Consider the following 15,187-nt stretch of genomic DNA (forward strand, 5'->3'; position numbering starts at 1 on the left):
AAGCGGTTAACGGCCCGCTTTTAACTTCTGGTAATACTCTTCATAAATGGCGCTGGCGCTACCGACATCGTTTTGCCATTCACCTTTCTGGATGGTTTCGGCATCCGGATAGAGGGATTTATCGTTTGCCACCTCAGGTTTGAGCAGCTTACGCGCCGCCAGGTTTGGCGTCGGGTAGCCGATGGTTTCCGCCACCTGTTTGGCGATTTCCGGGCGCAGCAGGAAGTTAATCAGCTTCAGCGCGCCGTCGACGTTTTTCGCGTTGGCGGGAATCGCTAAGCTGTCCATCCAGAAAATGCCGCCTTCTTTCGGCCACACGACCTCCAGCGGCGTTCCCGCCTGGCGCGCAACCCAGGCGGAGCCATTCCACACCATACCGAGGTTCACTTCGCCTTCCATATACGGGTTCGCCGGGTTATCGGAGTTGAACGCCGCCACGTTTGGCATCAGTTTTTGCAACTCTTTATACGCGGCTTCAATCTCTTTCACATCGGTAGTGTTGCCGGAATAACCGAGTTTGCGCAGCGCCATCTGGAACACTTCGCGCGCATCATCGGTCAACAGCAGGCTGCTCTTGTATTCCGGTTTCCACAGATCTGCCCAGCTGGTGATGGTTTTTGCATCGATGGCGTCAGTGTTGACGCCAATCGCCGTCGCGCCCCAAATGTACGGAATCGAGTAATCGTTATTCGGGTCGAACGGTTTGTTAAGCATCTCGGGATCGAGATTGTGGAAGTTAGTCAGCTTCGTTTTGTCGATCTTCTGGATCATGCCCTCTTTGCGCATTTTGTCCACGAAGTAGGTCGACGGCACCACCAGGTCGTACGCGCCTTCTTTATAGGTTTTGAGCTTGGCGTACATCGTTTCATTCGATTCATAGGTCGAATAAATAACCTTGATGCCGGTCTCTTTGGTGAACTGCTCCAGCAGGCCTGGCGGTACATACTCGGTCCAGTTATAGAAGTAGAGTGTTTTGTTGTCGTCAGCGTGTGCGGCGCTCATGCCGAGGGCAAGTGCGCCCGCCGCGAGCAGGTGGCGTGACCATTTTTTCATTCAAACGTCCCCTGAGTTAGAGCCTGTCTTGCAGGCTATTTTATTTGCCATTCCGGGTCTGGACAGTGCCCGAACGCCTCACGTACTGCGGCTTCTGTGCGCTGTCCGCCCGAACTGGCTACATCCATTACGCCTGGCGAGGCAGGCTTTTTGTTTTCGTCGTGTCACGCGCAATTAACTGGCTGGCAATCACCAGCACCAGCGACAGCACCAGCAGGATCGTCGCCAGCGCGTTCACTTCCGGCGATACGCCGACTTTGACCATCGAGTAAATCTTCAATGGCAGAATTTCATACCCGGGTCCGGTGACAAAAGAGGAAACCACGACGTCATCCATCGACAGGGTAAAGCTCAGCAACCAGCCTGCGGCGACAGCGGGCATCGCCAGCGGCAGGATGATTTTGCGCAAGATAGTCATCTCGCTGGCACCCAGATCTTTGGCCGCTTCCAGCATCCGCACATCAAACCCTTTCAGCCGCGAGAACACCGTGACCACCACAAACGGCAGGCAGAAGGTGATATGTGAAAATAGCAGCGACCAGAAACCCAGCTGCACGCCGAGCAGCATAAACAGCACCAGCAGCGAAATTGCCATTACGATATCCGGTGACATCATCACCACAAACAGCATGCCGCTAACAAATGGTTTACCGCGAAAACGGTAGCGGTAAAGCGCCACGGCGGTCAGCGAGCCAATTAGCGTCGCGAACGTTGCCGACAGCACTGCCATTGTCAGCGAGTGCTGCGCCGCCTGCAGCAGGCTGTCGTTATTCATCAATAAGCTGTACCACTGTGTGGAAAAGCCCTGCCAGTTGATGCCAAAGCGCGAGCTGTTAAAGGAGTTGACGATCAAAATAATGATCGGGATGTAAAGGTAAGCGTAAATGGCGGTCATAAAACCGCCGCGCAGCAGTCGACCGATCATTCGAGCTCCACCTTCTTATTCAGCAATCGCGCGGCGCGCCAGTAAACCAGCAGCATCAGCCCCATGACGATAGTCAGCGTGATGCTGGTTGCCGACCCAAACGGCCAGTCGCGGATGTTCAGGAACTGGCTCTTAATCACGTTACCGACCAGCAGGTTTTTTGCGCCGCCCATTAAATCCGAGACGTAGAACAACCCCATAGCAGGCAGCATTACCAGCAAACAACCAGCGACAATCCCCGGCATGGTCAGCGGAATAATGATGCGTATAAAGGTTTGCAGCTTGCTGGCACCGAGATCTTTTGCCGCTTCCAGCAGCGGTTTATCGAGCTTTTCGATACTGGAGTAGAGCGGCATCACCATAAACGGCAGCAGAATGTAGACCAGCCCGATAATCACCGCGCCGGGGGTAAACATAATGCGCAGCGGCGTATCGATAACGCCCAGCCACAGCAGAAACTCGTTAAGATACCCTTTCGTGCTGAGGAAAATTTTCAGCCCATAGATGCGGATCAACGAGTTGGTCCAGAAGGGGACAATCAGCAAGAACAGCAGTAACGGACGCACCTTTGCAGGCAGTTTGGCCAGAAACCAGGCAAACGGGTAGCCCAGCGCCAGACATGCCAGCGTGGCGGTAAACGCCATGTTGAGCGAGTGCAGCAGCACGTCGAAATAGAGCGGATCCAGCAGCCTGGTGTAGTTATCCAGCGTGAAGACCAGTTTGACGAAGTTAGCGTCGTCGCGGGTCAAAAAGCTGGTAGCGATGATCATCAGGTTGGGCAGAAACACAAACAGTACAAGCCAACCGACGATGGTCGCGATCACGCCCTTCTGGAATTTACTTGTACTCTTCATCAGCCAGTACGACCTCCCAACTCTCTACCCAGTTGATGGCCATTTTCTGGTCCAGCGAATGGTCAAAATCCGGATCGTCTTCATTAAAGAACTCACTGACCATCACCATTTTGCCGTTTTCCAGTTCGACCATCGATTCCAGCGTCATCCCTTTATAGTTACGTTCGCGCACATAGCCAATTAGCCCTTCGGTTTCGGCAATATCATGGATCTCTTCGACGCGCAGATCTTCCGGGCGCAGCAGCACGTTCAACTGCTGACCTTTTTCCACCGCGAAGTTGACATAGATATTGCACTCGCGGCCTTCGACATTTGCCCGCACACGGCTATCGTCCAGACGCTCAATCACCGTGGCGCTGAAAATATTGATTTCGCCAATAAAGCTGGCGACAAACAGGTTTTTCGGCTCTTCATAAATTTCGCGCGGTGTGCCGTCCTGTTCAATGCGCCCGTCGCGCATTACCACGATGCGATCCGACATGGTCAGCGCTTCTTCCTGATCGTGGGTCACAAAGACAAAGGTGATACCGAGCTTGCGCTGCAACGCTTTCAGTTCGTTCTGCATCTGCTTGCGCAGCTTATAATCGAGCGCGGAGAGGGACTCATCCAGCAGCAGCAAGCGCGGTTTATTCACTACCGCGCGGGCAATGGCGACACGCTGTTGCTGGCCGCCAGAAAGCTGGTGCGGTTTACGCTGGGCGAACTCTTCAAGCTGCACCATGCGCAGCGCTTCGGTGACGCGGGGGGTAATGTCTTGCGCCGGGGTTTTTTGCATCCGCAGGCCAAATGCCACGTTTTCGAACACGGTCATATGCGGGAAGAGGGCGTAACTTTGAAAAACGGTATTCACATGGCGGTGTTCTGCCGGAACGTGGGTGATATCCTGGGTATCAAGGTGGATATGGCCGACATCAACGCTCTCCAGCCCGGCGATCAGGCGCAGAACCGTAGTCTTACCGCAGCCAGAAGGGCCAAGCAGCGTCAGAAATTCGCCGTTATTGATGGTGAGATTAAAATCAGAAATGACATTTTTGCCATCAAAGCTTTTGCGAATACCGGCCAGTTGCACCAGCGGTGAACGCGAACGCGATTGTGTGTTCAATTATTTACTCTGTCCCGTGTTTGCGCATCAAAAGTGATATCCGATGCGGGGTTTGTGATGAACCACCTTCAGGGTTGTGCACGATTTAAGGGCTGGCATTCTACGGCAAACCCATGAAATCGCCAATTGTTGTTCTCTTTTGACCGCGCAACACCGCATGTTCTCAACAATACTGACTACGCCGCGCGCAATTTTGAAAATATTGCCGTTTACAGGGTAAAAGTGACCTGACGCAATATTTGTCTTTTCGCGCTTACTGATAATGTTGTGACATTTTGTAGGGGGGCTTCATGGACAAATTATTAGAGCGTTTTTTGCAGTACGTTTCTCTGGATACTCAATCAAAGCCCGGCGTCCGCCAGGTGCCAAGCACAGACGGCCAATGGAAGCTCCTGCGTTTACTTCAGAACCAGCTGGAAGAGATGGGGCTGGAAAATGTGACGTTAAGTGATAAAGGCACGGTGATGGCGAAATTGCCGTCGAATGTGCAAACGCCGGTTCCGGCCATTGGTTTTATTTCTCATGTCGATACCTCGCCGGATTACAGCGGCAAAAATGTTAACCCACAAATTGTTGAAAATTATCGCGGCGGCGATATCGCGCTGGGCGTTGGCGATGAGATCCTCTCACCGGTGATGTTCCCGGTGCTGCACCAGATGCTGGGCCAGACGCTGATCACCACCGACGGCAAAACGCTGCTTGGCGCGGACGATAAAGCCGGCGTCGCCGAAATCATGACCGCGCTGGCGGTGCTGAAAAAGAAAAATATTCCGCATGGCGACATTTGCGTCGCCTTCACGCCGGATGAAGAAGTGGGCAAAGGAGCGAAGCATTTCGACGTGGAGAAATTCGGCGCGAAATGGGCGTATACCGTTGATGGTGGCGGTGTGGGCGAGCTGGAGTTTGAGAACTTCAACGCGGCGTCGGTGAACATAAAAATTGTTGGCAATAACGTGCATCCCGGTACGGCGAAAGGGGTGATGGTTAACGCCCTGACGCTCGCCAGCAAAATTCACGCGCAGGTGCCGGAAGAGGAGAGCCCGGAACAGACTGAAGGCTACGAAGGGTTTTACCATCTCACCAGCATTAAAGGCACGGTTGATCGCGCCGAAATGCACTACATCATCCGCGATTTTGACCGCAAAAACTTCGAAGCGCGTAAACGTAAGATGATGGAGATCGCCAAAAAAGTCGGCAAGGGTCTGCACCCGGACTGCTATATCGAACTGGTGATTGAGGACAGTTATTACAATATGCACGAGAAAGTGGTCGAGTTTCCGCACATTCTGGAGGTGGCGCAACAGGCCATGCGCGACTGCGATATTGAGCCGGATCTGAAACCGATCCGCGGCGGCACTGACGGGGCGCAGCTCTCGTTTATGGGATTACCTTGTCCGAACCTGTTTACCGGCGGTTATAACTATCACGGCAAACATGAGTTTGTAACGCTGGAAGGCATGGAGAAAGCGGTGCAGGTGATTGTACGCATCGCCGAACTGACCGCTAAAGCTGAGTAAACCTTCTCTCATTGCCCGGTAGCAAACGCCGCCGGGCAATCTCATCAGGCATTAATCTTCAAAGAACCAGTAACCGCTGTTAACCAGCGCCGCAAGCATGGCGAGGAACGAGGGATCTTCCAGCGCGTCGCCGAGCAGTTCGCCTGTCAGCACGATATGGCTGGCGAGTGCTTCCAGTGCCGGGCGATGCGGGGAGTTGATCCGCTCGCCGTTGGCGAACACATCTTCACCGATTCGCAACACGCGCAGGCCGCCAAGGCGCACCAGTTTGTCGCCCTGTTGCAGCGCATCGTAAATCTCATCCGGTTGATAAGGCGGCTCTGGCGGCGCGACATCCAGTTCGTGGCGTGACTGAGAGATAAATTCGCCCATCCACTCTCTGAACTGCTCCGGTTGATTAATCAACTCAAGCATCATTTCGCGCAGCTTATCCAGCTCTTGCGGCAAAATATCCGCCGGATGGTCGCGCAACTGTACGTCCGGATCGCTGTAACGCTGGCTGCCCAGCTCGCGTTGCAGAACATAATCGGCGAAACCGCTGATCAGCTCGCGACCGCTTGGCGCGCGAAAGCCCACCGAATAGTTCAATGAGTTTTCCAGCGAATACCCTTCGTGCGGGAATCCAGGCGGAATATAGAGGATATCGCCCGGCTCCATCTCTTCATCAATAATGGCTTCGAATGGATCGACCTGAAGCAGATCCGGATGCGGACAGTGCTGCTTAAGCGGCGTTTTCTCGCCGACGCGCCAGCGGCGACGGCCGGTTCCCTGAATAATAAACACATCATACTGATCGAGATGCGGACCAACGCCGCCACCAGGGACTGAAAACGAGATCATCAGATCGTCGGTGCGCCAGTCGGGCAGAACGCGGAACGGACGCATCAGCGCGGCGGCCGGTTGATGCCAGTGGTTCACCGCCTGCACCAGCAACGACCAGTTGTTCTCGCCGAGGTGATCGTAACTTTCAAAAGGACCGTGCCCGACCTGCCATTTGCCATCAAGGTGGCTAACCAGCCGGCTGTCCACTTCATTTTCCATTGCCAGCCCTGCCAGCTCATCGGGGCTTATCGGGTCGACGAAATTCTTAATGCCACGCTTCAGCACCACCGGGCGTTTTTGCCAGTAGCGTTGAATAAAGTCTGGCCAGTTTATCTCTACGTGATATTCCATATGCGTTTCCGGCAAATAATCAGTGGCTGAATAAAAGATCATAGTAATGCTGATATGTCATTTTGTCTGCGTAACGATGTGACATAAAAGTAAAAAGGAGCCGTAATGGCTCCTTTTTGTTCTGTTTGCCCGGTTTGTTACGGTGAAGGATTAATCGTTGCCCGACATCGTCTGCTGACGGCCAAAAATCACTTCCATTTTTGCACCGCCGAGCAGGCTTTCATCGGTCAGGATCTGTCCTTCGTACTGATCAACAATTTCTCGTGCCACCGCAAGCCCGACGCCCTGTCCGGGGCGTAACGTGTCGGCGCGCTGCCCGCGATCGAACACCATCTCACGTTTCGCCGCAGGTATTCCCGGCCCGTCATCTTCCACCAGGATATGCAGTGTATCGTCGCTCTGCCTGGCAGAGACTTCGACAAACTCCAGGCAGTATTTGCAGGCGTTATCCAGCACGTTACCCATCACTTCCATAAAGTCGTTTTTCTCGCCGACAAAACTGATTTCCGGTGAAATATCGAGCGTAATATTGACGCCTTTGCGCTGATAAACTTTGTTCAGTGCTGAGGTCAGGCTGTCGAGCAGGGGCGCGACCGGGTGCAGTTCACGGCTGAGCAAACCACTGGAACCGCGCATGGTTGCACGATGCAGGTAGTAACCAATTTGCTGGGAGATCCGGCTGATTTGCTCCAGCATCACCGGCTCTGCGTCGCTGACGCTCATTTTCTCGCCGCGCAGCGATCGCAGGGTACTTTGCAGCACCGCTAACGGTGTTTTCAGGCTGTGAGTCAGATCGGTGAGGGTGGTGCGGTATTTGTCGTACCGCTCGCGTTCACTTTTTAACAACCGATTGAGGTTGCTTACCAGGCTGGTGAGCTCGCGGGTGGTTTCCGGGTTGAGCTGCTCACGATGGTGCTCTTCCAGCTCGCGCACTTCGCGCGCCAGATCTTCAATCGGCCGCAAGCTCCACCACGCCGCCAGCCACAACAGCGGCACCACTAACAGCAGGTTGGCGGCGAGCACGTAAACGAACCAGCTCCACACCATATAAGAGCGTTTAAGCTCAATGGGGATGGTATCGACCACCACAATGGTTAACTGCGGCATGTGCGCCGTTGCCGGGTAGATATTCACCGCTACCGAGTGTGTCATTTCGGAGCTGCTGTCATCATCGCGGATCTCTTTCAGCTTCTGGGCAATCGAGTGGTCGTCATCAACCAGCGTACTACTGTTATCCACATCGGCTTCAATCTCATGAAAGCCGTTAGCGGTAAGCCAGTCCGGCTCGATGAGATGTTGCAGCCACGGTACGTCTTTCTGCGACCAGATAAGTTTACCCTGCTGATCGTAGATCAGCGCCACGGTCGGGCTTTGCAAATTGAGGGTGTCAGGCAGATCCACACTGAGTTTATTGTTATCCCAGTGCGCCAGGGTATAAAACAGGTTGCTCTCGCCACGCAGCAGGCGAAAGGTCGTTTTGTCAAAGCTGACGCTATAACCCACCAGCGCCACCATCCCGTAGGCCAGAGAAAGCACCATCACGACGGCAGCCGTGGCGAGTAAAAAGCGAACCCGCAGAGAGAGCGGCAGAAAATGCCGCAGCAGGCGTCTCATTTCGGCAGTTCGAACAGGTAGCCCTGGCCGCGCACGGTGGTGATGACGTCATCAGGATAGAGCGTCTGGATCTTCTTACGTAACCGCCCCATTAATACGTCGATGGTGTGGCTTTCGCGCAGCTCGGCGTCGGGGTAAAGCTGTAGCATCAGCGAATCTTTGCTGACCACTTTGCCGCTGTTGCGGATTAGCGTTTCCATAATGGTGTATTCGAACGCGGTGAGTTTTACCACGTCGTCATTAATGGAGAGTTCTCGGCGGGAGAGATCGACCTGGAACGGCGGCATGGAGATCAGCTGAGACGCGAGGCCGCTGTTGCGGCGCATCAGCGCCTGGATACGCGCGACCACTTCTTCAATGTGGAATGGTTTGGTGACGTAGTCATCTGCACCGGCACTCAGCACTTCCACTTTGTCCTGCCAGCCTTCGCGCGCAGTAAGCACCAGCACCGGCAGCGTGACGTCATGGCTGCGCCAGCGGCGGATCAGCGACAGACCATCTTCATCCGGCAAGCCGAGATCGACAATGGCGATATCCGGCAGGTGTTCGTTTAGAAAGTAATCCGCTTCCTTTGCATCTTCTGCGGCGTCGACCTGATGTCCTAACTCCTGCAACTGAACCTTTAAATGGTGACGCAACAGAGCATTATCTTCCACAACGAGTACGCGCATCGTCAGAACTCTCCATATATTTTTGATATAAATAGTTTAACGCTGATTGTGGTGCGCAGGGGATAAACATTTCTTAAACCGGGGGAGAAAGAAACCCTCTTTCGCGGCGGAAAGAGGGCTAACAGCAACGGCGGGGGAATTATTTCAACTCATCAACCATAGTGATGGCACGACCAATGTAGTTGGCCGGAGTCATCGCCTTCAGGCGCTCTTTTTCATTTTCCGGCAGCGCCAGACTGTCGATAAACTGCTTCATGCCTTCGGCATCAACGCGTTTACCACGTGTCAGCTCCTTCAGTTTTTCGTACGGTTTTTCAATCCCGTAGCGGCGCATTACGGTCTGGATCGGCTCGGCCAGCACTTCCCAGTTATGATCCAACTCGTCCAGCAGGCGGTCGCGGTTCACTTCCAGCTTGCTCACACCTTTCAGCGTTGACTGGTAGGCGATCAGCGCATAACCGACACCGACGCCAAGGTTACGCAGCACCGTGGAGTCGGTCAGGTCGCGCTGCCAGCGGGAGACCGGCAGTTTGCTGGCCAGGTGCTGCAACACGGCGTTGGACAGCCCAAGGTTGCCTTCGGAGTTTTCAAAATCGATGGGGTTAACTTTGTGTGGCATGGTGGAAGAACCAATCTCACCGGCGATGGTTTTCTGCTTGAAGTGGTTCAGCGCAATGTAACCCCATACGTCACGGTCGAAATCGATGAGGATGGTGTTGAAACGCGCCATGCAATCAAACAGCTCGGCAATATAGTCATGCGGCTCAATCTGCGTGGTGTACGGGTTCCACTGAATACCCAGCGAGGTGACAAACTCTTCGCTGAACTGATGCCAGTCCACTTCCGGGTAAGCGGCGATATGGGCGTTATAGTTACCGACCGCACCGTTGATTTTGCCCAGAATTTCCACCTGGTTAAGCTGGCGGAACTGGCGTTCCATGCGGTAAGCCACGTTCGCCATCTCTTTACCCAGCGTCGACGGCGTTGCCGGCTGGCCGTGAGTACGGGAAAGCAGTGGGATATCGCGGTACTGAACGGCCAGATCTTTTACCGCCTCGATGATCTTGCGCCAGTACGGCAGGATCACTTCGTCGCGCGCGGTTTTCAGCATCAGCGCGTGAGACAGGTTGTTGATGTCTTCTGAGGTGCAAGCGAAGTGGATAAATTCAGACACGGCGTGCAGCGCCGGGATATCTGCCACTTTCTCTTTCAGGAAATACTCCACCGCTTTTACGTCGTGGTTGGTGGTGCGTTCGATGGTTTTGATGCGCGCGGCGTCTTCTTCGTTGAAGTCCTCAACGATTTTATCGAGGTAACCGTTTGCGTCGGCAGCAAAAGCAGGAACTTCCTTGATCGCCGCGTGGGTCGCCAGTTTTTGCAGCCAGCGTACTTCAACCTGAACGCGAAATTTCAGCAAACCGAATTCGCTGAAGATGCCACGCAGTGCGCTGACTTTATCGCCGTAACGTCCATCGACAGGGGAAACGGCGGTCAGGGAGGATAATTCCATAAGTCACAACTCCGGGAGGTTAACAATGAGCGAGAATTTGTTTGGCCTGCGTCGACAGGCGATTTCGGGAAAACATTAACTGTAGACGACCGCCGCCAACCTGGTGCCACAGCACCGCAGCGCGGATACCGGCCAACAACGTGGCGCGGACTTTCGCCTGCACCTGCGGGCTTTGCAACACGGCAGGCGAGCCGGTGACCTGAATACGCGGTCCCAGCGGGCTGATAACGTCGACATAGATGGCGGCCATTGCGCTGAGCAGCGTTTCTGACTGCAGGTCAAAATGCTCAAGCTGACGCTGCAAACCGGCGATGCGATTACCGAGCGTCTCCATCGCGCCTTTACTGGCAGCGAGCTTACGCTCCAGCACCATCATACTGAGCGTGTAGCGGGTCAGCTCTCCGTTCAGGCCCTGGCGGTTGCTGGCGTTTAGTACGCCGAGCAGCGTTTCCAGCCCGGTGCGCAGGTTGGTTTCGCTGCCGCCAAAGACGCCTAAGGTGGAGTCCGGGTTCAGGTCGATTACGCTATTTAACGAGACATGCAGCGCGTCAGCGTCACAGTGTCCCTGGTGCGCCAGCTGCTGCACCAGACGAGCTGACTGGCAAATTCCCGCCAGTGCCAGAGTAATATCGTAATAGTTCTTCGCCACACTCACTCCTTTATCTGCCCGTCAGCACATTATTGCTGCGGGCGTTGGCCAGTCCGGTTGTGCAAAAGGTCTTTTAAAGGGGCAGCGGCAGGCGCTGCTCAATAATTCCGCCACCGAGGCACACTTCGCCCAGGTAGAATACTGCAGATTGCCCCGGTGTAACGGCGGCAACCGGTTCATCGAAGCGCACGTCAATGCGATCATCATCCAGCGCGGTAACCGTGCACGGAATATCTTCCTGGCGATAACGCGTTTTTACCGTGCAGCGCAGCGTGCCTTTCAGCGGCTCGCGATCAACCCAATGAAGTTGTTGTGCAATCAGCCCAACGGACATCAGGCGCGGATGTTCATGACCCTGGGCGACAATCAGAATGTTGTTTTCAACATCTTTATCGACCACGTACCACGGCTCTTCACTGCCTTCTTTGGTGCCGCCGATGCCCAGCCCCTTGCGCTGCCCGAGCGTGTGATACATCAAACCCTGGTGCTCGCCGATCTCTTCGCCGTCGACGGTGAGGATTTTACCCGGCTGTGCGGGCAGATAGCGGCCAAGGAATTCGCGGAATTTACGCTCGCCAATAAAGCAGATACCGGTCGAGTCTTTTTTCTTCGCTGTAATCAAACCCAGCTCTTCGGCGATTTTACGCACCTGGGGTTTTTCCAGCTCGCCGACCGGGAACAGGCTCTGCGCGATCTGCTCATGACCGAGCGTATAAAGGAAGTAGCTCTGATCCTTATTGCCATCGAGACCGCGCAGCAGACGGCTTTTGCCGTCAACGTCGGCGCGGCGCACATAGTGGCCGGTGGCAATATAGTCGGCGCCCAGATCTTCGGCGGCGAACTCAAGGAAGGCTTTAAATTTAATCTCTTTGTTGCACAGAATATCCGGGTTCGGCGTGCGTCCGGCTTTATATTCAGCCAGGAAATGCTCGAACACGTTGTCCCAGTATTCTGCAGCGAAATTGACAGTGTGAAGCTCAATACCGAGCTTGTCGCAAACGGCCTGCGCGTCGGCAAGATCCGCCGCCGCAGTGCAGTATTCCTCGCCGTCATCCTCTTCCCAGTTCTTCATGAACAGGCCTTCCACCTTGTAACCTTGTTGTTGCAACAGGTAAGCGGAAACGGAAGAGTCGACACCGCCGGACATGCCGACGATCACTTTTTTTGGGCTATCAGACATAGAATACTCGCGACTAAGAACTTCAGGGCGGCGTATTCTAGCACGGGCTGGCGGCTCAGGCATCCCCTGTAAACGGCCAGTTAAATTCTGCGATGGTTTCCAGCGGCAGGCGCTTGCCGGTCTGGTAGCAGCGAATGCTCTCCGCAACCAGCGGCGAACGCAGGTTTGAGGCGTTGAGGATCTCGTCGGCAGTGACCCAGTGGCAGCAATCGATATCGCTGTCATGCGGCTCAGTGGCGCACATTTCGTTAAGCTCGACGGCAAACAAAAAACGCAGGAACGGGGTGCGATCCGGTGCCAGCCACTGGTGCATGCGGATAAAATGCTGCGGCTCGGCGCGAATGCCGGTCTCTTCCCACAGCTCACGCTTTGCTGCTTGCAGCAGGGTTTCGTCGGCTTCGAGATGGCCTGCGGGTTGATTCCACAGCGCTTTGCCGCGAATGGTTTCTTCAACGACCAGAAATTTACCCTGCGCGTGTACCACGCAAGCGACAGTAACATGCGGTTTAAACATTATAGCCTCCCTGATTAAGCGTCACGCCATTCGCCTGTGGCGAGGTTATCCAGCGTGTAGTTTCCCATAGCGTAGCGGATGAGGCGCAGGGTAGGGAAGCCAACATGCGCCGTCATGCGCCGTACCTGGCGGTTACGGCCCTCATACAGGGTGATTTTCAGCCAGGCGGTTGGAATCGCTTTGCGCTCGCGAATGGGCGGATTACGCGGCCACAGCCAGTCGGGCTCCTCTACGCGTTCAACGCCTGCTGGCAGTGTCGGCCCGTCGTTCAGCGTTACCCCGGTGCGCAGCGCTTCAATTGCATCCGACGTCGGTTCGCCTTCCACCTGCACGTAATAGATTTTGCCGGTACGTTTGCCCGGCTGCGTCAGGCTTGCCTGTAATGCGCCGTCATTTGTCAGCACCAGCAGCCCTTCGCTGTCGCGATCCAGGCGGCCAGCGGCGTAAACACCCTGTACCGGAATAAAATCTTTTAGCGTGCTGCGTCCGGCTTCGTCGGTGAATTGCGGCAAAACATCGTAGGGTTTATTGAACAGAATCACGCGTTTTGGTTGGTTTTGTGGTTCAGACCTGGTGGCTTGTCGTGAGCTGAATCGCTTAAGGCGGTGATTTCTAAAAGAAGTTTTGTTCATGGTATTTTCAGTAGTTATCAATTGCCGCATTATAGCTGAATCACGATTGCCTTTCATGGAGCCTGAGTATCGGTTAGTATGTTCGGGCTCATTACAATTCATTAACAAAAACGGTTTGCTCTGTGTGAATCACGTAACAGGTGAGCGGACGCAGTCTGAGCGCCCCGGCATGAAGTCAACGAGCAAACAACCAGAAGCGCTCGAAGGAGAGGTGAATGGAAAGCAAAGTAGTTGTTCCGGCGGAAGGTAAAAAGATCACCCTGCAAAATGGCAAGCTCAACGTTCCGAATAACCCGATTATCCCGTTCATTGAAGGTGACGGTATCGGCGTGGACGTGACCCCGGCGATGCTGAAAGTGGTGGATGCCGCTGTGGAGAAAGCCTATAAGGGCGAGCGTAAAATTTCCTGGATGGAAATTTATACCGGTGAGAAATCTACCCATGTTTACGGCCAGGACGTCTGGCTGCCGCCTGAAACACTTGATCTGATTCGTGATTATCGCGTTGCGATTAAAGGCCCCCTGACCACGCCAGTTGGCGGCGGCATTCGTTCCCTGAACGTTGCGCTGCGCCAGGAACTGGATCTGTACATCTGCCTGCGCCCGGTACGTTACTACGAGGGCACGCCGAGCCCGGTAAAACACCCGGAACTGACCGACATGGTCATCTTCCGTGAAAACTCAGAAGATATTTACGCGGGTATCGAGTGGAAAGCAGACTCTGCCGATGCAGAGAAAGTGATCAAATTCCTGCGTGAAGAGATGGGTGTGAAGAAAATTCGCTTCCCGGAACATTGCGGTATCGGCATCAAGCCGTGCTCTGAAGAAGGCACCAAGCGCCTGGTGCGCGCCGCGATTGAATACGCAATCACTAACGACCGTGATTCTGTAACGCTGGTGCACAAAGGCAACATCATGAAGTTCACCGAAGGCGCGTTCAAAGACTGGGGCTACCAGCTGGCACGCGAAGAGTTCGGCGGCGAGCTGATCGATGGCGGTCCGTGGCAGAAAATCAAGAACCCGAAAACCGGTAAAGAGATCATCATTAAAGATGTGATTGCCGATGCATTCCTGCAACAGATCCTGCTGCGCCCGGCAGAATACGACGTTATCGCATGTATGAACCTGAACGGTGACTACATCTCCGACGCCCTGGCGGCGCAGGTTGGTGGTATCGGTATCGCCCCTGGTGCGAACATTGGCGACGAGTGCGCGCTGTTCGAAGCGACTCACGGCACGGCGCCGAAGTACGCAGGTCAGGACAAAGTGAACCCGGGTTCAGTGATCCTTTCGGCGGAAATGATGCTCCGTCACATGGGCTGGGTTGAAGCGGCTGACCTGATCGTTAAAGGCATGAGCGGCGCGATTAACGCCAAAACCGTGACCTACGATTTCGAACGTCTGATGGAAGGCGCTAAGCTGCTGAAATGTTCAGAGTTTGGCGACGCGATTATCGCGAACATGTAATCCGCCACGCGGGTTGTACAATAACGGGAGCTGGATGGTTCCCGTTTTTTTATTATTAGCTTCCGAACTATTATCAATAACTAACCAAAACTAGATTAACCTCTCGTAAAAGCCGATCCCATGGCTTCTATAGATTCAGTTTATTTTTTGAGTCCAAAATACTAATAAAGATATAGGATGTAAGCATCCGCCTAATCGCACCATTCGCATTAGCGATCCTCTTGCATTCAGAAGGGGCGGTCTCTGCATCTCGTTAATTAAGTTACTCACCCGTAGCATAACTAATCGGCAACGATAGTAATGTCCCATGCTGGTGATAACAATGGC

General features: G+C 54.2%; 14 protein-coding genes. 2 read left to right on the forward strand and 12 right to left on the reverse strand.

Annotation, left to right across the window (positions count from 1 at the left end; genetic code table 11):
• Nucleotides 1–6 precede the first annotated feature (6 nt).
• From potD to potA, 4 genes are all read right to left on the reverse strand, one after another.
• On the reverse strand, nucleotides 7–1,053 hold the full coding sequence (gene potD / locus ACFX4U_RS00460) for a spermidine/putrescine ABC transporter substrate-binding protein PotD (protein WP_313509630.1): 1,047 nt from the start codon (nucleotides 1,051–1,053) through the stop codon (nucleotides 7–9).
• A 127-nt stretch (nucleotides 1,054–1,180) separates the two neighbouring features.
• Entirely contained in the window at nucleotides 1,181–1,978 is a 798-nt protein-coding gene (gene potC, locus ACFX4U_RS00465; protein WP_065368717.1) for a spermidine/putrescine ABC transporter permease PotC, read from the reverse strand.
• A complete protein-coding gene (gene potB, locus ACFX4U_RS00470; protein ID WP_313509628.1) occupies nucleotides 1,975–2,832 on the reverse strand; it encodes a spermidine/putrescine ABC transporter permease PotB in 858 nt (285 codons plus the stop codon). Before potB ends, potC begins: the two co-directional genes overlap by 4 nt.
• Complete coding sequence (gene potA / locus ACFX4U_RS00475; protein ID WP_313509625.1) at nucleotides 2,816–3,934, reverse strand: spermidine/putrescine ABC transporter ATP-binding protein PotA; 1,119 nt, start codon at nucleotides 3,932–3,934, stop codon at nucleotides 2,816–2,818. Before potA ends, potB begins: the two co-directional genes overlap by 17 nt.
• A gap of 290 nt (nucleotides 3,935–4,224) precedes the next feature.
• On the opposite strand from potA, the gene pepT reads away from it, so the two are divergent.
• On the forward strand, nucleotides 4,225–5,451 hold the full coding sequence (pepT, locus tag ACFX4U_RS00480; protein WP_305736364.1) for a peptidase T: 1,227 nt from the start codon (nucleotides 4,225–4,227) through the stop codon (nucleotides 5,449–5,451).
• Nucleotides 5,452–5,502: 51 nt separating this feature from the next.
• Here the strand turns inward: pepT and ACFX4U_RS00485 are convergent, their stop codons facing one another.
• The 8 genes from ACFX4U_RS00485 to rluE form a co-directional block, all read right to left on the reverse strand.
• Nucleotides 5,503–6,624, reverse strand: a complete 1,122-nt coding sequence (locus ACFX4U_RS00485; protein WP_313509622.1) for a cupin domain-containing protein — start codon at nucleotides 6,622–6,624, stop codon at nucleotides 5,503–5,505.
• Between the two features lie 150 nt (nucleotides 6,625–6,774).
• On the reverse strand, nucleotides 6,775–8,238 hold the full coding sequence (gene phoQ / locus ACFX4U_RS00490; RefSeq protein ID WP_313509619.1) for a two-component system sensor histidine kinase PhoQ: 1,464 nt from the start codon (nucleotides 8,236–8,238) through the stop codon (nucleotides 6,775–6,777).
• Complete coding sequence (phoP, locus tag ACFX4U_RS00495; RefSeq protein ID WP_017456462.1) at nucleotides 8,235–8,909, reverse strand: two-component system response regulator PhoP; 675 nt, start codon at nucleotides 8,907–8,909, stop codon at nucleotides 8,235–8,237. Before phoP ends, phoQ begins: the two co-directional genes overlap by 4 nt.
• 139 nt (nucleotides 8,910–9,048) lie before the next feature.
• Complete coding sequence (purB, locus tag ACFX4U_RS00500; RefSeq protein ID WP_131411843.1) at nucleotides 9,049–10,419, reverse strand: adenylosuccinate lyase; 1,371 nt, start codon at nucleotides 10,417–10,419, stop codon at nucleotides 9,049–9,051.
• Between the two features lie 19 nt (nucleotides 10,420–10,438).
• Nucleotides 10,439–11,068 carry a high frequency lysogenization protein HflD gene (gene hflD, locus ACFX4U_RS00505; protein WP_020457488.1) on the reverse strand — a complete coding sequence of 210 codons (630 nt, stop codon included), beginning with the start codon at nucleotides 11,066–11,068 and terminating at the stop codon, nucleotides 10,439–10,441.
• A 73-nt stretch (nucleotides 11,069–11,141) separates the two neighbouring features.
• Entirely contained in the window at nucleotides 11,142–12,248 is a 1,107-nt protein-coding gene (gene mnmA / locus ACFX4U_RS00510; RefSeq protein ID WP_305736361.1) for a tRNA 2-thiouridine(34) synthase MnmA, read from the reverse strand.
• Between the two features lie 55 nt (nucleotides 12,249–12,303).
• Nucleotides 12,304–12,762 carry an NUDIX hydrolase gene (locus ACFX4U_RS00515; RefSeq protein ID WP_313509199.1) on the reverse strand — a complete coding sequence of 153 codons (459 nt, stop codon included), beginning with the start codon at nucleotides 12,760–12,762 and terminating at the stop codon, nucleotides 12,304–12,306.
• Nucleotides 12,763–12,776: 14 nt separating this feature from the next.
• A complete protein-coding gene (rluE, locus tag ACFX4U_RS00520) occupies nucleotides 12,777–13,424 on the reverse strand; it encodes a 23S rRNA pseudouridine(2457) synthase RluE (RefSeq protein WP_305736360.1) in 648 nt (215 codons plus the stop codon).
• Nucleotides 13,425–13,609: 185 nt separating this feature from the next.
• Between rluE and icd the strand changes: the two genes are divergently transcribed.
• Nucleotides 13,610–14,860, forward strand: coding sequence for an NADP-dependent isocitrate dehydrogenase (gene icd / locus ACFX4U_RS00525; protein WP_017456468.1), 1,251 nt, complete (start codon nucleotides 13,610–13,612; stop codon nucleotides 14,858–14,860).
• The last annotated feature ends 327 nt before the right edge of the window (nucleotides 14,861–15,187 follow it).

It is taken from the genome of Kosakonia sp. YIM B13588, assembly GCF_042788165.1.
In the GTDB taxonomy this organism is placed as follows: Bacteria; Pseudomonadota; Gammaproteobacteria; order Enterobacterales; family Enterobacteriaceae; genus Kosakonia; species Kosakonia sacchari.

Excerpts from the sequence above, each read along its gene's own strand:
- rluE (WP_305736360.1), bottom strand. The coding sequence starts at position 13,424 with ATGCGGCAATTGATAACTACTGAAAATACCATGAACAAAACTTCTTTT.
- potB (WP_313509628.1), bottom strand. The coding sequence starts at position 2,832 with ATGAAGAGTACAAGTAAATTCCAGAAGGGCGTGATCGCGACCATCGTC.
- purB (WP_131411843.1), bottom strand. The coding sequence starts at position 10,419 with ATGGAATTATCCTCCCTGACCGCCGTTTCCCCTGTCGATGGACGTTAC.
- ACFX4U_RS00515 (WP_313509199.1), bottom strand. The coding sequence starts at position 12,762 with ATGTTTAAACCGCATGTTACTGTCGCTTGCGTGGTACACGCGCAGGGT.
- pepT (WP_305736364.1), top strand. The coding sequence starts at position 4,225 with ATGGACAAATTATTAGAGCGTTTTTTGCAGTACGTTTCTCTGGATACT.
- phoQ (WP_313509619.1), bottom strand. The coding sequence starts at position 8,238 with ATGAGACGCCTGCTGCGGCATTTTCTGCCGCTCTCTCTGCGGGTTCGC.
- ACFX4U_RS00485 (WP_313509622.1), bottom strand. The coding sequence starts at position 6,624 with ATGGAATATCACGTAGAGATAAACTGGCCAGACTTTATTCAACGCTAC.
- potC (WP_065368717.1), bottom strand. The coding sequence starts at position 1,978 with ATGATCGGTCGACTGCTGCGCGGCGGTTTTATGACCGCCATTTACGCT.
- mnmA (WP_305736361.1), bottom strand. The coding sequence starts at position 12,248 with ATGTCTGATAGCCCAAAAAAAGTGATCGTCGGCATGTCCGGCGGTGTC.
- phoP (WP_017456462.1), bottom strand. The coding sequence starts at position 8,909 with ATGCGCGTACTCGTTGTGGAAGATAATGCTCTGTTGCGTCACCATTTA.
- potD (WP_313509630.1), bottom strand. The coding sequence starts at position 1,053 with ATGAAAAAATGGTCACGCCACCTGCTCGCGGCGGGCGCACTTGCCCTC.
- icd (WP_017456468.1), top strand. The coding sequence starts at position 13,610 with ATGGAAAGCAAAGTAGTTGTTCCGGCGGAAGGTAAAAAGATCACCCTG.